The sequence below is a fragment of the Streptomyces sp. NPDC002536 genome (assembly GCF_053594995.1).
In genome coordinates, this window is sequence record NZ_JBSFWU010000001.1 from 156,109 (window position 1) to 175,763 (window position 19,655).

19 protein-coding genes and 2 tRNA genes are annotated in these 19,655 nt (G+C 71.2%); 8 read left to right on the forward strand and 13 right to left on the reverse strand.

What is annotated here, in order from left to right; all coding sequences use genetic code 11:
* Nucleotides 1–342 precede the first annotated feature (342 nt).
* The 5 genes from ACWD4B_RS00685 to ACWD4B_RS00705 all read left to right on the forward strand — a co-directional run bounded on the left by ACWD4B_RS00685 (nt 343) and on the right by ACWD4B_RS00705 (nt 3,430).
* A complete protein-coding gene (locus tag ACWD4B_RS00685) occupies nt 343–1,101 on the forward strand; it encodes an IclR family transcriptional regulator (RefSeq protein ID WP_451418672.1) in 759 nt (252 codons plus the stop codon).
* 76 nt (nt 1,102–1,177) lie between these two features.
* Nucleotides 1,178–1,251: transfer RNA gene (locus ACWD4B_RS00690), tRNA-Lys, on the forward strand.
* Between the two features lie 76 nt (nt 1,252–1,327).
* Nucleotides 1,328–1,690 (forward strand): hypothetical protein, encoded by a 363-nt coding sequence (locus ACWD4B_RS00695; protein ID WP_451418673.1) that lies wholly within the window; start codon nt 1,328–1,330, stop codon nt 1,688–1,690.
* Nucleotides 1,691–1,781: 91 nt separating this feature from the next.
* Nucleotides 1,782–2,609, forward strand: a complete 828-nt coding sequence (locus ACWD4B_RS00700; RefSeq protein ID WP_451418674.1) for a DsbA family protein — start codon at nt 1,782–1,784, stop codon at nt 2,607–2,609.
* Nucleotides 2,606–3,430 (forward strand): cytochrome c biogenesis CcdA family protein, encoded by an 825-nt coding sequence (locus tag ACWD4B_RS00705; RefSeq protein ID WP_451418675.1) that lies wholly within the window; start codon nt 2,606–2,608, stop codon nt 3,428–3,430. Before ACWD4B_RS00700 ends, ACWD4B_RS00705 begins: the two co-directional genes overlap by 4 nt.
* Before the next feature lie 43 nt (nt 3,431–3,473).
* Here the strand turns inward: ACWD4B_RS00705 and ACWD4B_RS00710 are convergent, their stop codons facing one another.
* Nucleotides 3,474–4,064 carry a lytic polysaccharide monooxygenase auxiliary activity family 9 protein gene (locus ACWD4B_RS00710; protein ID WP_451418676.1) on the reverse strand — a complete coding sequence of 197 codons (591 nt, stop codon included), beginning with the start codon at nt 4,062–4,064 and terminating at the stop codon, nt 3,474–3,476.
* Nucleotides 4,065–4,209: 145 nt separating this feature from the next.
* Nucleotides 4,210–4,710, reverse strand: a complete 501-nt coding sequence (locus tag ACWD4B_RS00715) for a C40 family peptidase (protein WP_451418677.1) — start codon at nt 4,708–4,710, stop codon at nt 4,210–4,212.
* Nucleotides 4,711–4,905: 195 nt separating this feature from the next.
* Here ACWD4B_RS00715 and ACWD4B_RS00720 point away from each other — a divergent pair.
* From ACWD4B_RS00720 to ACWD4B_RS00730, 3 genes are all read left to right on the forward strand, one after another.
* Nucleotides 4,906–4,979: transfer RNA gene (locus ACWD4B_RS00720), tRNA-Lys, on the forward strand.
* A gap of 329 nt (nt 4,980–5,308) precedes the next feature.
* Nucleotides 5,309–7,174 carry a glycosyltransferase family 2 protein gene (locus ACWD4B_RS00725; RefSeq protein ID WP_451418678.1) on the forward strand — a complete coding sequence of 622 codons (1,866 nt, stop codon included), beginning with the start codon at nt 5,309–5,311 and terminating at the stop codon, nt 7,172–7,174.
* Nucleotides 7,171–9,114: a galactose oxidase-like domain-containing protein gene (locus ACWD4B_RS00730; protein ID WP_451418679.1), complete on the forward strand. Its 1,944-nt coding sequence runs from the start codon at nt 7,171–7,173 to the stop codon at nt 9,112–9,114. Before ACWD4B_RS00725 ends, ACWD4B_RS00730 begins: the two co-directional genes overlap by 4 nt.
* Before the next feature lie 15 nt (nt 9,115–9,129).
* Here ACWD4B_RS00730 and ACWD4B_RS00735 read toward each other — a convergent pair whose 3' ends face one another.
* The 11 genes from ACWD4B_RS00735 to ACWD4B_RS00785 form a co-directional block, all read right to left on the reverse strand.
* Entirely contained in the window at nt 9,130–10,167 is a 1,038-nt protein-coding gene (locus ACWD4B_RS00735; RefSeq protein ID WP_451418680.1) for a glycoside hydrolase family 6 protein, read from the reverse strand.
* Between the two features lie 173 nt (nt 10,168–10,340).
* Complete coding sequence (locus ACWD4B_RS00740) at nt 10,341–11,024, reverse strand: class F sortase (RefSeq protein WP_451418681.1); 684 nt, start codon at nt 11,022–11,024, stop codon at nt 10,341–10,343.
* 19 nt (nt 11,025–11,043) lie between these two features.
* Nucleotides 11,044–11,694: a hypothetical protein gene (locus ACWD4B_RS00745; protein WP_451418682.1), complete on the reverse strand. Its 651-nt coding sequence runs from the start codon at nt 11,692–11,694 to the stop codon at nt 11,044–11,046.
* Nucleotides 11,695–11,836: 142 nt separating this feature from the next.
* Nucleotides 11,837–12,616 (reverse strand): HAD-IIA family hydrolase, encoded by a 780-nt coding sequence (locus tag ACWD4B_RS00750; protein ID WP_390781020.1) that lies wholly within the window; start codon nt 12,614–12,616, stop codon nt 11,837–11,839.
* Nucleotides 12,617–12,729: 113 nt separating this feature from the next.
* Complete coding sequence (locus ACWD4B_RS00755; RefSeq protein WP_451418683.1) at nt 12,730–13,788, reverse strand: 2-aminoethylphosphonate ABC transporter substrate-binding protein; 1,059 nt, start codon at nt 13,786–13,788, stop codon at nt 12,730–12,732.
* A gap of 33 nt (nt 13,789–13,821) precedes the next feature.
* Nucleotides 13,822–14,622: an ABC transporter permease gene (locus ACWD4B_RS00760; protein WP_451418684.1), complete on the reverse strand. Its 801-nt coding sequence runs from the start codon at nt 14,620–14,622 to the stop codon at nt 13,822–13,824.
* On the reverse strand, nt 14,609–15,634 hold the full coding sequence (locus tag ACWD4B_RS00765) for a 2-aminoethylphosphonate ABC transporter permease subunit (protein ID WP_451418685.1): 1,026 nt from the start codon (nt 15,632–15,634) through the stop codon (nt 14,609–14,611). Before ACWD4B_RS00765 ends, ACWD4B_RS00760 begins: the two co-directional genes overlap by 14 nt.
* Nucleotides 15,627–16,718: an ABC transporter ATP-binding protein gene (locus ACWD4B_RS00770; protein ID WP_451418697.1), complete on the reverse strand. Its 1,092-nt coding sequence runs from the start codon at nt 16,716–16,718 to the stop codon at nt 15,627–15,629. Before ACWD4B_RS00770 ends, ACWD4B_RS00765 begins: the two co-directional genes overlap by 8 nt.
* 41 nt (nt 16,719–16,759) lie before the next feature.
* The gene (locus ACWD4B_RS00775; protein ID WP_451418686.1) at nt 16,760–17,482 is read right to left on the reverse strand and encodes a phosphonatase-like hydrolase; all 723 of its coding nucleotides are present in this window, start codon (nt 17,480–17,482) and stop codon (nt 16,760–16,762) included.
* Between the two features lie 14 nt (nt 17,483–17,496).
* Nucleotides 17,497–18,618, reverse strand: coding sequence for a TIGR03364 family FAD-dependent oxidoreductase (locus ACWD4B_RS00780; protein WP_451418687.1), 1,122 nt, complete (start codon nt 18,616–18,618; stop codon nt 17,497–17,499).
* 144 nt (nt 18,619–18,762) lie between these two features.
* Nucleotides 18,763–19,518, reverse strand: coding sequence for a GntR family transcriptional regulator (locus ACWD4B_RS00785; RefSeq protein WP_451418688.1), 756 nt, complete (start codon nt 19,516–19,518; stop codon nt 18,763–18,765).
* Between the last annotated feature and the right edge of the window lie 137 nt (nt 19,519–19,655).

A 19,655-nucleotide genomic window follows, 5' to 3' on the forward strand; every position in this document is an offset into this window, starting at 1 on the left:
GAGCGCTGCCGCGAGGCCTCGCCCGGACGGTCTCGTCCTGAACATCCTGAACATCGCGAACGTCCTGAACGTTCTCCTGTGCGTCGGCCACGGTGGCCCGCCTCCCTGCGGTCGTCTCCGCGCGCGTGTGCGCCGTCGCCGCAACCAACCGGAGCCAATCTCCGGTTATTCCCGCGCGGCCGCCTACGACTACGGCATATGCCAAGGTCCGACGGCCCAGGACAGGGGTACGGACCAAGCCGGGATTCTGCTCAACCCCCTCTCCGCGCAGGCCCTTTCGCCCTTATCGTGGGGAGGGCGACAACCGGGGACACCCACAGGAAAAACCGCAAGGGGGAGACCGTGGCGCTCAGGCCCGACCCGACCGCACCGTTCCACTCGGTGCAGTACGCGCTGCGCGTGCTGGAGACCGTCGCCAAATACACCGGAGGCGTCAGCGAGGCACAGCTCGCACGCGAGACCGGGCTGCCCCGCGGTCACCTCGCCCACCTCCTGCAGATGCTGCGGCACGAGGAGTACGTGGAGCGCACCGCCGACGGCGGCTATGTCACGGGCGATGCGGTGCCCCTGCTCACCGCGGGCCGCGACCGCACGAAGGCCCTGGAGGGCAGACTCCAGCGGTCGCTGTCCGTGCTGCGCGACACCCTCGGCGCCGCCGTCTACCTGAGCAGCTACGTCGACGGAGAAATCAAGATCACCCAGTACGCGGACGGCCCGCGCACCCCCAAGGTCAACGAGTGGGTCGACTTCCGCTCCGCCGCCCACGCCATGGCGGCCGGAAAGTGCCTGCTCACCCAGCTCGACCACGACGACCGGCGCGACCACCTCGCGCGGCACCGCACCGCCCGGCTCACCTCCCGGACGATCACCAGCGAGAAGCTGCTCTTCCGCAGGCTCGACGCCCAGCCCGCCACCGTCCCGGTGCTCGACCTCCAGGAGTACGCGCTCGGCACCGTCTGCGCCGCCGTCCCGATAACGGCCGGGCGCGCGGTGGGATCCCTGGCGCTCTCGCTCCCGCTGGAGCATGCGCACCGGCTGCGCCAGGCGGCCGAGGCGCTCAACCGGCACGCGGCGCCGATGCTGCTGTCGATGGCCCTCTGAGCGGGGTCCGGAGGGGCCGTGGAACGGGTGGTTCAGAGCACCCGTTCGGACCGGGTAGTATTTACCTCGTCAGCAAGCGCCGCTAGCTCAGTTGGTTAGAGCAGCTGACTCTTAATCAGCGGGTCCGGGGTTCGAGTCCCTGGCGGCGCACAGACTGAAGAAGGCCCCTCGTTCCGGCGAGGGGCCTTCTTCGTTCGGCCGGGAACGGGACGGGAGGAGGAGGCAGATGCCGCAGCGGTACCGCACGTCGGCGGTCTCCGTGCTCGTCCTCCTCCTCGCCGTCGTCTTCGGCCCGGCTCTCTGCGGAGGCGGGGCGACGGGCGCGCCCGTCCCGCCCGCACAGACGCAGACCGGCGCGCAGGTGGCGTCCGCCGCGCAGGCCGGTTCCCACAACAACTGCCGTCAGCAGGACGTGCCGATCAAGGGCGCCGAGGTCGCCGTCGCCCACGGCTCGGCCGACCCGCTCACCGCCCCCGGCACCGCGCGCACGCCCCTCCCCCAGGCGCCTGCGCCCAAGGCCACCGCGCCCCGCGCCCCGCCCGCGCCGGTCGCAGGCTGCTCCGAGCTGCTCCCCGTCCTACGGATCTAGACCCGCCCCGCCACGGCCCGCTCCCCCGCGCGAGCGCCCGGCCGTGCCCCGGCATGCCCAGATTCCGTACGTCCCAGGGAGTTCCCCGCTCATGTCCGCACGCCCGCCCAAGAACACCAAACCCGCCAAGAACACCAAGAACACCAAGAACGCCAGGCCCGGCAAGCCCGCCAAGCCCTCCCGTCGCATCGCCGCCATCGGCGCGATCGTCGCCCTGGTCGTCGCGGTCGCCGCCGCCGGCATCGCGATCGGCAAGAGCACGGGCGGCTCCGGCAAGCGCGAGCCCTCCGCCGCCTCCGGTGCGGCGAACGATCCGCAGCAGAAGGCCTACGACCAGTACGACAAGGCCAGCGCCCGCCGCCAGGACGGCGACCCGCTCGCGCTCGGCAAGGCGGACGCCCCGGTCGTGCTCGTCGAGTACGCCGACTACCAGTGCTCCTTCTGCGGCCGCTTCACCCGGGAGACCCAGCCCGAGCTGATCAAGAAGTATGTGGACACCGGCGTCCTGCGCATCGAGTTCCGCAACTTCCCGATCTTCGGCGACCCCTCCGTGCGCGCCGCCCGCGCCTCCTGGGCCGCCGGGCAGCAGGGGAAGTTCCACGCCTTCCACGACGAGCTCTTCGCCAAGCTCCGCAAGGGCGATGCGCTCGCCGAGGACAAGCTCGTCGACATGGCCCGCACGGCCGGCGTCGCCGACCTCGACAGGTTCCGCACGGACATGAACGGCTCCGCCGCCGAGGCCGCGGTCAAGAAGGACCAGGAGCAGGGCTACGCCATCGGCGTGCAGAGCACCCCGTCCTTCCTCGTCAACGGCCGTCCCCTCGCGGGCGCGCAGCCGATGTCGGCCTTCGAGGACGTCATCGCGCAGGCCAAGGCGGCCAAGGAGGCGCAGGCCGGCGACGGGAAGCCGGGCAAGTGAGCGACATCGGCTACCTCGCCGCGTTCCTCGGCGGCGCCCTCGCCCTGCTGAGCCCGTGCAGCGCCCTGCTGCTGCCCGCGTTCTTCGCCTACTCGCTCGCCACCCCCGGCCGGCTGCTGGCCCGTACCGGCGTCTTCTACCTGGGGCTGGCCACCACGCTCGTGCCGCTCGGCGCGGCCTCCACCGCCGCGAGCCGGCTCTTCAACGGGCACCGCGACGTGCTGGTCACCGCCGGCGGCTGGATCGTCGTCGCCCTGGGCCTCGCCCAGATCCTGGGCCTGGGCTTCGCCTCGAAGAAGGCCCAGGAGGCGGCCGGGCGGATCACCCCGCGGTCGGCGGCGTCGACGTTCCTGCTGGGCTGCGTGTACGGGCTGGCCGGCTTCTGCGCCGGGCCGATCCTGGGCGCGGTGCTGACCGTGACGGCCGTGCACGGCAACCCGGTGTACGGGGCGTCGATGCTCGCCGTCTACGCGCTGGGCATGGCGCTGCCGCTGTTCGTCCTCGCCCTCTTCTGGGACCGGTTCCAGCTCGGCGGCCGACGGTGGCTGCGCGGGCGGGAGTTCCGGGTGGGACGGCTGCGGCTGCACACGACGTCGCTGGTGTCGGGGCTGTTCTTCATCGGCATCGGCGTCCTGTTCCTCGTATACGACGGGACGACCGGGCTGCCCGGCATTCTGAACGCCGATCAGGAGTTCAGGCTGGAGGAGTTCGCCTCGAAGGCGGGCAACGCCGTGCCCGACTACGTCCTGCTGGCGGTGGTCGCGCTGGTGGTCGCGGGCATCCTGGCGCGGATCGCGCTGAAGCGCGACCCGGACGAGTGAGGTGCCGGGGGCGGGGGCCGTTCCGCCCGCCCCCGGTACCGGTTCAGAACTGGACGTCCGAACAGGCGTAGAACGCGTTGCCGGTGTCCGCGATCGTCCAGACGGCGAGGATCAGCTGCTTGCCGGTTCTCCCTGCGGGGACGACGCCGTCGTGGGTGACGGTGGCGTCCGGTATGCGGCCGTCGTAGGGCACCGTGAGGAAGGGCTCGGGGTCGAGCTCGTCCCGGGTGAGCGGTTTGGTGGGGTCGTAGGTGCTGTTGGTGAGGTAGTAGCGGAAGTCGGTGGTGGCGTGGCGGGCGGTGAGCCGCCACCGGAAGGTGAAGCTCTGGCCCGCGGTGACCGGAGTGGCCGGCCAGCTTCCGCTGCGCGGGTCGTCGAGCTCGGCGAAGCGGCTGTTGCCGCCGGCACAGAGGGTGCCGTCGGAGGGTCCGGAGTCCGGGAAGCCCTTGGGGCCCTCGACGCTCTGCGGCTCCCACTGGATCGCGCCGCAGTTCTGGACGGTGCCGTTGGCGCAGAACGCCTGGCGGCTGGTGGGCGCGTCGGTGTAGCCGTGGCCGACGGCGCTGCCGGTGGAGAGGGCGGAGACGCAGGCGATGCCTAAGCCGATGACCACCGCACTGATCTTTTTGCGCATGCTGAGCACTCCTCGAACGTGGGGGGTTCGTGGGTCGTGTGGGATGAGCGGTCCAGACCAATACGGAGGCTAGTACCGGCCAATAGTCATGTCCAGGCCAATCGCAAGCCCGACTGCATGCCCCACCACGTGCCCATCCGCACGCTCACCCGGCCACCGGCCGGCCGTAGAGGTTCGGGCTGTAGCGGGAGAAGGCCGAGATCCGTACCTTCGTCCCCGGCCGGGCCGCCTCGATGTAGCGGCCCCCGCCCAGATAGACCCCGACGTGGTGAATGCCGGACGCCCGGCCGTCGGAGGACCAGAAGACCAGGTCACCGCGGCGCAGCGCCTTGCGCGAGATCCGGGACGTCGCCCGGTACTGGTCGGCCGCGATCCGCGGCAGCCGGACGCCCGCCCGGCGGTAGGCCTGCTGGACCAGCCCCGAGCAGTCCCAGCGGTGCGGGCCGTCGCCCCCCAGGGCGTACGCATCGCCCACATGGCCCATCGCGAAGGCCACCGCGGGCTCCAGCCCCTGCGCCCCTGCGCCCTCGTCCGCGACCGTCTCCGCCGGGGCGTCCTCGTTCGCCGCGGGGTCGGGGGGATCCGCCAGGGCGCCCGGGACCGCAGCGGCCGTACCGACGATCACCGCGGCCCCGACAACCGCCACCAGAGCTCCCCGCAGGGTGGATCGTCCCTGGTGGGAGGGGTGATCGTCGTCGGATATCCGGTCGGGCATCTCCTCGCTGCCTTTCCTGCGACAAACCGCAGATCAATAGCCATTACGACACAAATACCGGCATACGGCCTGCCGGGGTGGTCGGGAGCACCCTCCGGAGTCCTGTAAAGTCTTCTCTGTCAGCAGGCGCCGCTAGCTCAGTTGGTTAGAGCAGCTGACTCTTAATCAGCGGGTCCGGGGTTCGAGTCCCTGGCGGCGCACGCGAGACTCAGGGCTCCTCACCATCGGTGAGGAGCCCTGAGTCGTTTCCGTCCAGGTGTGCGCGCGATACTTCTGCATGTTCGTGCGTTTCTCTGTTCGACCGTACCGCTTTGCCCGGTAACCACCTTGTTTCACCCTTGCGATCATGACTGACGGTCCGAGATCCTGACCTGAACAGCAACACCCCCAATATCACTGTCTGACCAGTGAGTTGGGTGGTGCCGGAGGGAGCCGGCACCGACGCACGCCCGCGCTCGGTCAAGGGGGGCCGGCCGGGCCCATGAACTGCAGCGCACACGCAGTCAGCATGCGTGCGGGGGGACGATTCATGACATCTACGCCTGCCGACTCCAGGCATCAGGAGACGCCGCCGAAAGCGATTCCGCGCGTGCGGGTCCCCGTTCCGACCACCCGGGCCACCGCGCCCGACACCCGGCGGCCCACCGCCGGAGCGGTCGTCCCGGCACCGGCCCGCCGCCACCCGGGGCGGACGCGCCCGCGCTACGACTACGAGCACTACAGCCGCCTCGCCGGCCCGCTGACCCAGCCCCCCGAGGGCGTCCCGTACCGGGTCCGCTACCGCAGCCTGCTGGCCGACGAGCCGCACCGGATCAAGGCGGCGCTGCTGCTGGGCGCCGCCCCGGTCGTCTCGCTGGCCCTGCTGATGTGGCTGATGCAGCCCGCGCACTGGACCCACCGGGACAACGCCACCGCGCTCATGCGCGTGCTGGACACGGTGATGCTGGTGTCGATCGGCCTGATCGAGCTGTTCCGCACCCTGAACGTCACGTCCAACGCCCACGCCACCCTGGTGGCCCGCGACCCGATACCCGTAGTGCCGCAGACCGGCACCAAGGTCGCCTTCCTCACCTCCTTCGTGCCCGGCAAGGAGCCGATCGCGATGGTGACGCGCACCCTGGAGGCCGCGGTCCGGGTGCGCCACCGCGGCCCGCTCGACGTCTGGCTGCTGGACGAGGGCGACGACCCCGAGGTGAAGGACGTCTGCAAGCGCCTCGGGGTGCACCACTTCACGCGCAAGGGCGTGGAGAAGTGGAACAGGCCCAAAGGCCCGCACCGGGCAAGAACCAAACACGGGAACTACAACGCCTGGCTGGACGCCCACGGAGAGCATTACGACTTCTTCGCCTCCGTGGACACCGACCACGTGCCGCTGCCCAACTTCCTGGAGCGCATGCTCGGTTATTTCCGTGACCCGGATGTCGCCTTTGTCGTTGGACCGCAGGTGTACGGGAACTACGACGCGGCCGTCACCAAGGCCGCGGAAAGCCAGCAGTTCCTCTTCCACGCCCTCATCCAGCGCGCGGGCAACCGCTACGGCACCCCCATGTTCGTCGGCACCAACAACGCCGTGCGCATCAGCGCGCTCAAGGGAATCGGCGGGCTCTACGACTCGATCACCGAGGACATGGCGACGGGCTTCGAGCTGCACCGGCACCGCAATCCCGCGACGGGCAGAAAGTGGCGCTCGGTCTACACCCCCGACGTCCTCGCCGTGGGAGAAGGGCCGAACGCCTGGACGGATTTCTTCACCCAGCAGCTGCGCTGGTCCCGGGGCACCTACGAGACCATCCTCAAGCAGTACTGGAAGGGGCCCTTCACCCTGCCCCCGGGCGCGTTCCTGAACTACACGCTGATGGTTATCTACTATCCGATGACCGCGATCAACTGGATGCTCGGCGCCCTGAGTTGCGCCCTCTTCCTCGGACTCGGCGCCTCCGGCATCCAGATCAATTCCGAGGTCTGGATGATGCTCTACAGCGATGCGGCCGCCCTGCAGATCGGGCTCTACATCTGGAACCGCCGGCACAACGTCTCCCCGCACGAGCCCGAGGGCTCCGGCGGGCTGGCCGGCATGGCGATGTCCGCGCTCTCCGCCCCGATCTACGCACGCTCGCTGACGGATGCGGTACTGCGCCGCAAGAGCCGGTTCGTGGTCACCCCGAAAGGCGATTCCGCCAGCCCCGACACCCTCTTCGGCACGTTCCGCATCCATCTGTTCTTCCTGGCGGTCTTCGGCGGTTCGCTGGCGGCCTCCTTCTTCCTCGGCCACACCCATGTGGCCATGCGCACCTGGGCCGCCCTCGCCGTGCTGATCACCGTGGCGCCCATCGCCGCCTGGGCATGGACCCTGCGCCGCACGCCCGAGCACCCCGAGGGGGCGCAGCAGTCATGAGATACCGGTTCAGCCGCCGCACCCGCCGCACGGCGATCGGCGCGGTGGTCGTGTGCGCCCTGGCGGGCATGAACGGCCCGGCGATCTGGGGGTACGCCTCCGACCAGTACTACGCCTACAAAATCAACAAGCCCGAGTACAAGGCGAAGAACGGCCACTGGGACGAGGTGGACGTCCCCAAGGAGTACCGGATCAACACGATCCACGCCGCCCTGCTGCACACCGGCAAGGTGCTGCTGGTCGCCGGCTCCGGCAACAACGCCGCCAATTTCAAGGCGAAGTCGTTCCGCTCGGTCCTGTGGGACCCGAAGGAGAACACGTATCAGAACATCCCCACCCCGAAGGACCTCTTCTGCGCCGGGCACACCCAACTGCCCGACGGGAACCTCCTGGTGGCGGGCGGCACCCAGCGCTACGAGAAGCTGGAGGGCGACGTCACCAAGGCCGGCGGCCTGATGATCATTCACAACGAGAACCCCGACAAGCCGATGACGTTCCCCGCCGGGACGCGCTTCACCGGCAAGGCGAGCCGCAAGACCTTCGAGTCGAAGGACGCCATTCTCGTCCCGCGCGCCAAGAAGGACCAGGACAAGGACGGCAAGGTGACCGTCACCGGCAGCACCGCGCGCGTCTATGTGGAGGCCTTGGAGAAGGGCCAGGAATACGAGACGGGGACGACGGACAACTACCGTATCGAGGGCCTCTCCGGCACCGACGCGCAGAACTTCTACGGGATCGCCAACAAGCTGTCCTTCGACAAGAAGGATTTCCAGGGCATCAAGGACGCCTACGAGTTCGACCCGGTGGCCGAGCGCTACATCACGGTCGACCCGATGGAAGAGGCCCGCTGGTATCCCACGCTCACCACGCTCCAGGACGGCAAGGTCCTCTCCGTCTCCGGTCTGGACGAGATCGGCCAGGTCGTCCCCGGGAAGAACGAGATCTACGACCCGAAATCCAAGAAGTGGAGCTATCTGCCCACGCAGCGGTTCTTCCCCACCTATCCCGCCCTGTTCCTCACCGACAAGGGCCGGATCTTCTACACCGGTTCCAACGCCGGGTACGGCCCGGCCAACGAGGGCCGCACGCCCGGCCTCTGGGACGTGCAGACCAACCAGTTCACCGAGGTGCCCGGCATCGGCGACCCCGACGTCCTGGAGACCTCCATGTCGGTGCTGCTGCCGCCCGCGCAGGACCAGCGCTACATGGTGCTGGGCGGCGGAGGCGTCGGCGAGGACCGCAAGTCCACGGCCAGGACCCGGATCGTGGACCTGCACGACACCACACCGCGCTTCCACGACGGCCCCGACCTCTACGCCAAGGTGCGCTACCCCAGCAGCGTCATCCTGCCCGACGACACCGTGCTGACCACGAACGGCTCCGGCGGCTACCGGGGCCGCAGCGACTCCAACGTCCTCATGGCCGAGATCTACGACCCGAAGAGCAACTCCACCCGCCCGGTGGCCGATCCGCTCGTGGGGCGCAACTACCACTCGGGCGCCCTGCTGCTGCCCGACGGCCGGGTGATGACCTTCGGGTCGGACTCGCTCTTCGGCGACGCGGACAACACCCGGCCCGGCACCTTCCAGCAGGAGATCGACCTCTACACCCCGCCGTACCTGTTCCGCAACGTGCGCCCCGAGATCAAGGACAGGGACACGCGGACGGTAGGACTCGGCGAGGGCACGAGCTACCGGACCTCCGGCGAGGTGAGCAAGGTACGGCTGATCCGGCCGGGGTCGTTCACCCACGTCACCAACGTGGAACAGCGGTCGATCGCCCTGGACTTCACGAAGACCAAGGACGGCGTGAAGGTCACCCTGCCCAAGGACCCGTCCCTGGTGCCGCCCGGCTGGTACATGCTGGAGGCGGTCGACGGCCAGGGGACGCCGTCCGAGGCGGTGTGGCTGAAGGTCCCCGTCAAGGACGAGGGCCAGTAGAACTACCCAGTAGAACTACTTCGCGTTGCGGGCCAGTTCGAGGGCGTACGCCTCCCACCACTGGCCCGCTCCCGGACCTCCCTTGCACGAACCGTCCGACTCTCCCGGCCGCTTGACCCACAGGTAGGCGTCCACCAGCGCGTCACCGGTCTTCGTCGTCGGGGGCTCGCCGAGGGCGCGGCCCTCCGGGTTGCACCAGGCCTTTTCGTGATCGGCGCCGGACAGCGGGCCGTTGCCGTTGCGGCTGGTGTCGATGACGAAGTGCTTGCCGCCGACGAGTGCGGAGAGCTGCCGTCCGTACTCCTTGCTGTCCTGCGTGGTCTGGAAGTTGGAGACGTTGAGCGCGAAGCCGTCGGCCTGGTCGATGCCGGCCCGCTTGAGCGGCTCGGCCATCCGGTCCGCGGGGGTGACCCAGCTGGGGTTGCCCGCGTCCAGGTAGACCTTGGTCCCGGGCAGCCGCTTGAGCCTGCCGACGGCCTCCTTGAGCAGCGCGTACCGCTCCTCGTGGAACTGCTGCGGAGTACAGCCGTCCTCCATGTGCGGCAGGGCGTCGGGCTCGAGGACGACGGTGGCCCGGCGGTCCCCGATGCCGGCAACGGCCTTGTCCAGCCAGGCCCGGTAGGAGTCGCCGTCGGAGGCGCCGCCCTGGGAGTACTGGCCGCAGTCGCGGTGCGGGATGTTGTAGAGCACGAGCAGGGCGTCGCGGTCGGCCTTGGCGGCGGCCTCGGTGAAGCCGCGGGTCTGGCCCTCCGGATCGTCCACACCGATCCACTCGGCCTCCGGCTGCGCGGCGATCCTGGCGATCAGCTTGGCGTCCTGCGTCTTGCCGGACTGCTGCAGCCGGCTCATCTGCTTGGCCGCGGTGGCGTCCGGGTTGACCCAGAACGGCGAGCGGGACTTGGGGAGTTGGGAGGGCGGCTGGATGGCCGCCGAGGCGTTCTGCGCGGCCGGCGTCTTGTCCTCGGAGGAACAGCCTGTCGTCAGAAGCAGCACCGCGACTGCCGCGCCGGTCAGCGCGAGGGCCCTCCGTGGGCCGGTGTTGCCGCCGTACATCCACTCCCCCTTGGGTGTACCGCCGGAGCCGATGGAGGTGCCTCGTCCATGGTCGCACAGTCCGGCCCGCGACCGGGGGCGCTCCCGCAGGGACACGGTGCGGAGTCGCTCTGTTGGGCGAGTGTTCGCCGGTGGTTCCACTGGGATCTCTCCGCTCGTTGCAGGCTGCGGGGCTACGGTCGCGCGCCGCCGCCGGTCAGGTACGCCGACACCACGACGTTGGCGCTGTACGTCTGCCGCACCCGGTCGAAGGTGCCGCCGCAGGTGATCAAGTGCAGTTCGGCGCGGCCCTTTTCGTGCGGGCCGTAGACCCTGGCGGCGTCGAAGCGGTCCTTGGTGTAGACCGCCACGTCCTCGACCGTGAACTCGGCGGTGCTGCCGTCCGCGCGCTCGACCGTGATCGTCTCGCCGCGCGGGATGCCGCCGAGCCCCGCGAAGACCGCGCGGCCGTGCGCGGTGTCGACGTGCCCGACGAGGACGGCCGCGCCGAGGGTGCCGGGCTGGGGTCCGCCCCGGTACCAGGCAACGCTGTTGGGCCGGTTGTACGGCGGCGGTTCGACCGCGCCCTGCGGGGTGAGCCCGCGTTCCTCCACCGGTGCGCGGACGCCCATGGCCCTGATGGCGAGGACCCGCGGGCGCGCCCTGGGCAGGGGGTCCCGGGCCGGGGGCAGGGGGTGTGCGGGCGGGCGGCCGGCGGCCGCGGCATCGCCCGTGGTGGGGGTGACCGACGCCGGCACCTCGGTGGCCTCGCGGCCCCACAGCCACAGGGCCACCAGCAGGGCCGCCCAGGCCATGCCGGTCAGCAGCCGCCCGCGGCCGGTCGTCTGCGGTTCGCCCCCGGTACGCAGTTCTTCCATGGCACCCGGGTCGCCTCTCTCACCGCTGCTGTCGGCCGTCGGTGCGCCGGCGGTACCAGATCAGGCCGCCCGCGATGGCGGCCGTGGTGCCGGCGAGGACCAGCCCGGGGGTGTCGGGCGGCTGCGGGACGGCCACGCGTGCCGTGCCGCCGCCCCCTGCCGGGACGGGTGCGACGGGCGAGGCGAAGTGCCCGCCGGGCAGGGTGTGGGCCTCGTGCGGGCCGAGCCCGTCGTGCACGACGGGGGCGGTGCGCTGCTCGGGGGGCTGTGGGGCGGCCTGGGGTTCGGGCAGGTCACGGCCGTAGGGGACGACGGTCAGCCGGCCCTGGGCGGTCGAGTTGTAGCCATCGCACATCACCTTCACCGGGTAGGTGCCGGCGCGGGCGGTCTGCCGGACGGTCGCCTCGGCGAACAGCCCGGCGGAGTCCTTGGCCAGCCGGGCGTCGGAGACGAAGGCCTCGGAGGTGGCCGTGGCCCGCTCGCTGCGGCAGCCGGAGATGCGCAGCTGCACCTCGGAGCCGGGGCGGGCGGAGACGGGGGTGAGCTCTATCGTTCCCGACATCGTCGCCGGACCGTCGCCGGCGCGGGCCGATCCGGCGGAGAGGGATCCGGTGCAGACGGCCACCGCAGCGGTGACGGCGCCGCACAGGGCGATGCGGAATGAGTCCATGATGAACCTCCTGCTCCAGAGGTTCACCCGGCGGGCGAGCGCGGCGCATCCGCTCCGTAGACGTATTGCTCCATTTGGCGATCATCGGGCCCGATCGGCTCAGAATCCCGACCGGAACGGGCCCTGTTCCGCCCGTTGTCGCTCAGATCAGATCGACGAGATCGGCGATCGAGTCGACCACGCGGGACGGGCGGAAGGGGTGGTGCTCGACCTCCTCGGGCCGGGTCAGTCCGGTCAGGACGAGGAAGGTCTCCATGCCCGCTTCCAGTCCGGCCAGCACGTCGGTGTCCATCCGGTCGCCGATCATGGCGCTGGACTCCGAGTGGGCCCCGATGGCGTTGAGCCCGGCCCGCATCATCAGCGGGTTGGGCTTGCCGACGAAGTAGGGCTCGCGGCCGGTCGCCTTGGTGATCAGGGCGGCCACCGAGCCGGTCGCGGGCAGGGCGCCCTCGGCGGAGGGCCCGGTCTCGTCGGGGTTGGTGGCGATGAACCGGGCGCCCGCGTTGATCAGCCGGATCGCCTTGGTGAGCGCCTCGAAGCTGTAGGTGCGGGTCTCGCCGAGGACGACGTAGTCGGGCTCGACGTCGGTGAGCACGTAGCCGATGTCGTGCAGGGCCGTGGTCAGACCGGCCTCGCCGATGACGTAGGCCGTGCCGCCGGGCCGCTGGTCGTCCAGGAACTGGGCCGTGGCCAGGGCGGACGTCCAGATGTTCGGCACGGGCACGTCGAGCCCGATCCGGGCGAGCCGGGCGTGCAGGTCGCGCGGGGTGTAGATCGAGTTGTTGGTCAGGACGAGGAAGGGCCTGCCGGACTCGCGGAGCCGCTTGATGAAGGCGTCGGCCCCGGGGACCGGAATGCCCTCGTGCATCAGCACACCGTCCATGTCGGTGAGCCAGGACTCGATCGGCTTGCGCTCTGCCATGTCGCTCCCGCTGGGGTACGTGGGGCGTGGTGCTTGGGCGGTGCCCCGGTGCCTCCACCCTATGTCGTCCGCTGCTGGTCCGTTGTGGCTGGTCGCGCAGTTCCCCGCGCCCCTTACGGGGCGCTTGTCGCCGCCTTCCACGCCTCCACGTACGACGACAGGTGGGCGTTGATGTCCTGCCAGTCCGGGCGGAAGATGTCCACGCCCTTCATGATCTCGCCGAGAGCGATCGCGTTGCGGTCGGCCGCCTTGATGTCCGTGCGGGCCGCGAAGCCGCCGGCCACCGAGGACACCTCGCCCTGGACCTCGTCGGAGAGCAGGTAGTCGAGGAACCTCTTGGCGTTGGCCGTGTGCGGTGCGCTCTTGACCAGTCCGGCGGCGTAGGGCAGGGCGAAGGTGGTGGGCTTCCCGTTGTCCCCGGCGGGGAAGAAGATGCCCTGGTCCGCCATGAACTTGGTGTTGGCGTAGTTCATCTGCACATCGCCGTTGGCGACGAGGAGTTCGCCCTTGGCGGTCTTGGGGGCGAGCTGGCCGGTCGAGGAGGACGGGCCGACGTTGTTGGCCTGGAGCTTCTTGAAGTAGGCCATGGCCGCGTCCTTGCCGCCGAAGTCGTGCATGGCCTTGATCAGTACGGCCGTTCCGTCGCCCGCGACGCCGGGGGTGGAGTACTGCAGCTTGCCCTTGAATTTGGGGTCCAGGAGGTCGTTCCAGGTCTTGGGCGGGCTGCTGAGCTCCTTGGAGTTGTAGATGAAGCAGAAGTAGTTGTTGACGACCGAGGTCCACTTGCCGGAGGGGTCCTTGTCGGCGTCGGCGACCTGGTCGGACCCTGCAGGCCGGTACTCCTCCAACAGGCCCTTGCCCGACGCCTGCTGGATGAACGGCGGGAGGGTGACGACCACGTCGGCCTGGGTGTTGGCCCGTTCGCGGTTGAGGCGCTGGACCATCTCGCCCGAGCCGCCCTCGACGTACTTGACCTTGATACCGGTCTTGTCCTCGAAGTCCTTGAAGACCTTGTCGTAGAAGCCGGTGCCGTTCTCGGCCTTGAGGCCGTCGGCGCTGTAGACGGTGATCTCCTTGGCGGAGGCGTCGGCGGAACCGCCGCAGGCGGTGAGGGAGGCGCCGAGGGCCAGGGCGCCGAGGGCGGCGGTGAGCGGCCGGGAGTAGCGGGGCATGGCGAGGTGAACTCCGTTGTCAGTGGTGGGTGGTTATCTGAAGGAGGCGCGGGTGCGGATGCGGGAGACGCCCAGCAAGGCGAGGAGGGTGGTGACCATCAGCACGACGGCGAGCGCGGCTCCGGAGAACAGCGCGCCACGGTCGGTGGCGCCGAAGATCTTGACGGGGAGGGGCAGCCAGTCCGGCGGGTAGAGCATCATCGTGGCGCTCAACTCGCCCATGGACAGGGCGAGGCAGAGGCCGGCGGCGGCCGTGAGGGAGGGCAGCAGGAGGGGGAGCTTCACGCGCCACAGCACGTAGGCGGGGCGCGCGCCGAGGCTCGCGGCACTCTGCTCGTACGCCGGGTCCAGGCGGGCGAGCGCGGCCGTCACCGACTGGTGGGCGAAGGCGGTGACGAGCACGGTGTGCGCGACGATCACGATCTCGCGGGTGCCGTTGAGGAGCAGCGGAGGCCGGGAGAAGGCGACGAGCAGCGACAGTCCGACGACGACGGAGGGCACCGCCACCGGGAGCATGAACAGCGCGTCCAGCACCTTGCGCGAGCGCCGGCCGCGCAGGGACTGCGCCGCGAGGGCGGCCCAGGTGCCGAGGGCGAGGGCGAGCAGACTGGCGGACACGGCCGTCACCAGGCTGGTGACCAGGGCGTCCGTGGCGTCGCCGTGGACGAGGTCCCGGTAGTGCGCCGTGGTGGCGCCGGAGGGGAGCGCGCCGCTCCAGCTCGTGGCGAAGGAGGCGGCGACGATGACCAGGAAGGGGAGTGCGAAGACGGGGAGGAAGAGGGCGAAGAAGGCGGCCCATATCGCCCGGCGGGCGCGTCGGCTATGCACGAGCACGAGGACCTCCAGCGGGGCGCGTTCGGGAGAGCAGCAACCGGTACAGGCCGTAAAGGCCCACGGAGAGCACGATGTTGACGATCGCGACCACGCAGGCCGAGGTGTAGTCGCCGTCGAGGATGGCCTTGCTGTAGACGAGCGTGGGCAGGGTCGTCACGCCCTTGGCACCGGTGAAGAGGACGATGCCGAACTCGTTCAGGCACATCACGAGCACGAGCGAGCCGCCTGCGGCGAGCGAGGGCAGCGCCTCGGGGAGGATCACCTGCCGCACGATCCGCGGCGCCTTCGCGCCGAGGGAGGCGGCGGCTTCGAGCTGCGCCGTCTCGACCTGGGAGAAGGCGGCGAGGAGGGGGCGCATGACGAACGGGGTGAAGTAGGTGACCTCGGCGAGGAGCACGCCCCAGGGGGTGTGCAGGAAGTCGAACGGCCCGGTGCCGCCGACGGTGTCGGCCCAGAGGCCGTTGGCCATGCCGACGGTGCCGTAGATGAAGAGGAGGGCGAGGGTGATGAGGAAGGAGGGGAAGGAGAGGAAGACGTCGATGAACCGGCTGAGGGCCTTGCCGCCGGGGAAGGGGACGAAGGCGATCACGATCGCCAGGGCGAAACCGAGGATCACGGCGCCGGCCGTGGATCCGACGGCGATCAGCACCGTGGTGCCGAGGGCTTGTCGGAAAGCCGCCTGCCCGAAGACGTCGCCGTACGCGGCGAGGGAGGGACCGCCGGAGCCGTCCGGCGAGACGGACTGCCAGGCGACGAGGGCGAGGGGGTAGAGGAAGACGAGGCCGAGGACGGCGAGGGGCGGGAGCGCGAGCGCCCATGCGGGCAGGGCTCGCGGCCTTCCGTTGCGGCGGGAGGACGGTACGGGTCCACGCCCCGGCGCGTGCGCACCGTCGCGGTGCGCAGGGTCGTAGGGGCGCCCGCCCCTGCCCTCCGCCGCAACGGCGAGTCGCCCCGAGGCGGAGTCCGGCGGGGCCGAACCGGCCTCCACCCGCAGCCGGTTGGGCTCAGCCATCGGTGGCCCCCAAAGGCAGCAGCACCGCGTCCTCGCTCGCGAAGTGGACGGTGACCTCGTCGCCCAGGGCCGGGGTGTCGCGGAGTTCGCGGACGTCCGCGACGACCCGGTGGTCGTCCACCGCGACAGCGACGCGGTGCGTGGCACCCCGCCACTGGACCTCCGCGACCCGGCCACGCAGGGCGTTCGGGCCGGGGCCCAGGCCCACCAGGTGCGGGCGGACGCACAGCGTGGCCGACGCGCCGCGCGCCGCGCCGTCCGTCGGGACGGACACGTCCGTCCCCGCGAGGCCGACGCGGCCGTCCCCGGTGACGGTCACCGGCAGCAGGTTCGCGTTGCCGACGAACGACGCGGTGAACTCGGTGCGCGGGCGCCGGTACAGCTCCTGCGGCGTGCCGCAGTCCCGCAGCCGGGCGCGGTCCATGACCGCGATCCGGTCGGCGAGGGTGAGCGCCTCGACCTGGTCGTGGGTGACGTACAGCATCGTGATGTCCGGCAACTCGCGGTGCAGACGGGCCAGTTCCGCCAGCATGCCGGAGCGCAGCTGCGCGTCCAGCGCGGACAGCGGCTCGTCCAGGAGCAGCACCCCGGGCCGGATGGCCAGCGCCCGCGCGATGGCCACGCGCTGCTGCTGCCCGCCGGACAGCTCGCGCGGGTACCGCTTGGCGTATGCGGCCATGCCCGTCATCTCCAGCGCCTCCGCGACCCGTCCGGCGATCGTGTCGCGCGGCGCCTTCTGCGCCCGGAGCCCGAAGGCGACGTTGGCGTCGACCCGCATGTGCGGGAAGAGCGCGTACTGCTGGACGACCATGCCGACGCCGCGGCGGTACGGGGCGAGGTCGGTCACGTCCCGGTCGCCGATGAACACCCGCCCGGCGGCGGGCCGTACGAACCCGGCGACGGAGCGCAGTGCGGTCGTCTTGCCGGATCCGGACGGCCCGAGCAGGGCCATGACCTCGCCGGGTTCGACGGTGAGGGAGAGGGAGTCGAGGACGGTGTTGTCGCCGTAGGCGACGGTGACGTCCTCGAACCGTATGCCGGTGCCGCTGCGCGGGCTTCCGGCGGCCGCGGCACCGGCGCTCAGGTCGCCGGACGCCGGTGACGGCGCCCGCCCGTCCGCCCGTATCACGACCCCGCCTCCGTGGCACGGAGCTCGTACTCCGCGATGGCGTCCGGAAGTTCGGCCACCGAGCCCAGGACGTGCGTGGCCCCGGCCGCCCGCAGGGCGCCCTCCTCGTGGGCGCCGGTCAGCACGCCGGCGACCACGCCCGCGCCCGCCCGGCTCCCGGTGAGCATGTCGTACGAGGTGTCCCCCGCCACCGCGATCTGCGCCACCGCGTCCGCGGCCTGCGTGCGCAGCAGGGCGGCCAGCGCCATGTCCGGGTACGGGCGGCCGCGGCCGCCCACGTCGCCCGGGCAGAGGGTGAGGTCGACGAGACCGTCGCCCCAGCCGAGCGCGGCGAGGATCGCGTCCTGGGTGACCCGGGCGAAGCCGGTGGTCAGTACGACGCCGCGGCCCTCGGCGCGCAGTCGCTCGATCGCCTCGCGGGCGCCCGGGACCGGCGCGCAGTGCCCGGCCCCGACCAGCTGCCCGTAGGCCTCCTCGAAGGCCGCGTTGGCCTGCTGCGCCTTCGCTTCCTCGCCGAAGAGGTGGCGGAAGACGGAGATCTTGGATTCGCCCATCGTGGCGCGGACGTAGGCCAGTTTCTCCGCGTGGTCCGCGGTGCCCGGCTCCACGCCGAGCCGCCGGGCCGCGACGTCGAAGGCCTGCTCGACGAGGCCGTCGTCGGCGACGGTCGTGCCGGCCATGTCGAGCACGACCAGGGAAATACGGTTCTGCTTCAACACCTTCGTCAACACCCTCACCAGCCCAGTTCGTTCGCGGTCGTCTCGGCGATCGCCGGGGAGCAGGTCATGCCGCGCCCGCCGGGACCGGTCACCAGCCACACGCCCTCGCGCACCTGCTCGCGGTGCACGACGCGCCCGGCCTCCAGGCATTGCGCGTACACCCCGGCCCAGCGGCGCCGGATCGCCGGCAGCGGGCGGCCGAGGAGGGACTCGGCGACGTCGGTGAGGTGCCGGTAGGGCGCCTCGTCGACGTCGAAGGCGAACGGGGTCTCGTACTCGTGCGTATCGCCGATGGTCAGCCCGCCGTCCGCGCGCTGGACCATCAGCAGCTGCATCTTGTGCTCTGCGGCCACCGGCGGCTGGGCCTGCGCGGCGGCCATCGCGTCGAGCGCGGCGCCGCCGTAGGCCGGGTAGTAGCGGAAGCTGTCGGCGTCGGCGACGGAGGAGGCGAGCCGCTCGCCGAGGGGCTCGGTCTGCATCATCTGCAACCGCACGCGACGGACGGGGAGTTCGGGGGCGAGTTCCTTGACGAGCCCGCCGAGCCAGGCGCCCGTGCACAGCACCACGGCGTCGCCGTGGTGGACGTCGCCGCGGTCGTCGCGGACGGCACGCTCGCCGACGACCTCGCGGACCTCGCGCCCGCCGAGGAAGGTGTAGCGGCCGGACTTCAGCAGTTCGGCCTTCAGGACGCGCTGGGCGGTGCGCGGTTCGACGGCGCCGTCACGGCCGCACCGCAGGGCACCGAGGAACGCGCCGCGCAGGGCGGGTTCGAGGGCGCGGACCTCGGCGGGGCCGAGGAGTTCGAAGCCGCGCCGGTCCGCCTCGGGGCCCTCCGCGGCCGCCCGGGCGACGGCCAGCTCGGCCTCGTTGGTGACGAGGGTCAGCGAACCGTTGCCCCGGAAGCCGAGGCCGGGGACGGCGGTCCCGATCTCCTCCCACAGCTCCCGGGCGCGCAGGGCGGTGTCCAGCTCCGCGCCGGCGGCCCGGCCGCCGACCCAGACCAGACCGAAGTTGCGGACGGAGGCCCCTCGGGCCTCGGCCTCGCGCTCCAAGTGGACGACCTCGTGGCCGCGTTGCACTGCATGCCAGGCGTGCATGGTTCCCACCACGCCGGCTCCGACGACTATGACTCGCATGCCGTGAACGGTCGTCGGAGTCGGTGACTCCGGTCTATCCGGGCGGCAACATGGGGGTGAACGGAGCGTCAAAGTTGGCCTAGACCCGTTGCCGTTTCGTTATCTACAGGTACGTTGTGGCTGGTCGCGCAGTTCCCCGCGCCCCTACGGGGCGCCCAGGTGCGTCGTGAACGAGAACCTGTCCCCCCGGTAGAGCGAGCGCACCCGCTCCATCGGGCGTCTCTCCGTGTCCCGCGACAGCCGGTGGATCAGCAGCATGGGCAGCGCGGGCGGCGTGCCGATGAGGAGGGCCTCGCGTGGGGTGGCCAGCACGGTCTCCAGCTTCTCGTCCGCGTCGCCGAAGCGGATGCCGAGCTGCTCGCGCAGGTAGCCGTAGAAGGACGAGTCGGGCGAGAAGTCCGTGTCGAGCCGGGGCACGCGCTCGACCGCGATATAGGTGCTCTCCAGTCCCACCCGCTCGTCGTCGGCGAGCAGGACGCGCTCCATGTGCCAGACGGGATCGCCCTGTTGCACCCCGAGGTCCGCGGCGAGGGCGGCCGGGCTCGGCAGGCGCTCCAGCCCCACCAGGGTGCGGCCCGGGCGGCGGCCCTGGCGGCGGACGCCCTCGGTGTAGCTGGCGAGGGCGAGGGGCTGTTCGAGTTTGGGCCCCGCCACCACCGTGCCGCGGCCGGCACGGCGCAGGCGGCCCTCCAGCAGGAGCTCGCGCAGGGCCTGGCGCAGGGTCTCGCGGGACACCTCGAAGCGGGCGGCGAGCTCGCGCTCGGTGGGCAGCAGGCCGCCTTCGCCCAATTCGTCGATCAGGGCGGCCACTTGGGTCTTGACGGCGTAGTACTTGGGGATCCGGCCGTGTTCGGGGATGCCGGCCCGGACGGGAGCCCCGGGAGAGTGTGCGCTGTTCACGGCGCCGATCCTCGCACGGGGGCGCCCCGTGAGGCCGCGCCCCGTAAGGGGCGCGGGGAACTGCGCGATCGGCCACGACGCGCCCGCAGTCGAGGTTCTCGGGGCTGCGCCCCGATCGGAAGAGCGGCGGGTAGGGA

Excerpts from the sequence above, each read along its gene's own strand:
- ACWD4B_RS00695 (WP_451418673.1), top strand. The coding sequence starts at position 1,328 with ATGCCGCAGCGGTACCGCACGTCGGCGGTCTCCGTGCTCGTCCTCCTC.
- ACWD4B_RS00700 (WP_451418674.1), top strand. The coding sequence starts at position 1,782 with ATGTCCGCACGCCCGCCCAAGAACACCAAACCCGCCAAGAACACCAAG.
- ACWD4B_RS00710 (WP_451418676.1), bottom strand. The coding sequence starts at position 4,064 with ATGCGCAAAAAGATCAGTGCGGTGGTCATCGGCTTAGGCATCGCCTGC.
- ACWD4B_RS00725 (WP_451418678.1), top strand. The coding sequence starts at position 5,309 with ATGACATCTACGCCTGCCGACTCCAGGCATCAGGAGACGCCGCCGAAA.
- ACWD4B_RS00730 (WP_451418679.1), top strand. The coding sequence starts at position 7,171 with ATGAGATACCGGTTCAGCCGCCGCACCCGCCGCACGGCGATCGGCGCG.
- ACWD4B_RS00735 (WP_451418680.1), bottom strand. The coding sequence starts at position 10,167 with ATGTACGGCGGCAACACCGGCCCACGGAGGGCCCTCGCGCTGACCGGC.
- ACWD4B_RS00740 (WP_451418681.1), bottom strand. The coding sequence starts at position 11,024 with ATGGAAGAACTGCGTACCGGGGGCGAACCGCAGACGACCGGCCGCGGG.
- ACWD4B_RS00745 (WP_451418682.1), bottom strand. The coding sequence starts at position 11,694 with ATGGACTCATTCCGCATCGCCCTGTGCGGCGCCGTCACCGCTGCGGTG.
- ACWD4B_RS00750 (WP_390781020.1), bottom strand. The coding sequence starts at position 12,616 with ATGGCAGAGCGCAAGCCGATCGAGTCCTGGCTCACCGACATGGACGGT.
- ACWD4B_RS00755 (WP_451418683.1), bottom strand. The coding sequence starts at position 13,788 with ATGCCCCGCTACTCCCGGCCGCTCACCGCCGCCCTCGGCGCCCTGGCC.
- ACWD4B_RS00765 (WP_451418685.1), bottom strand. The coding sequence starts at position 15,634 with ATGGCTGAGCCCAACCGGCTGCGGGTGGAGGCCGGTTCGGCCCCGCCG.
- ACWD4B_RS00780 (WP_451418687.1), bottom strand. The coding sequence starts at position 18,618 with ATGCGAGTCATAGTCGTCGGAGCCGGCGTGGTGGGAACCATGCACGCC.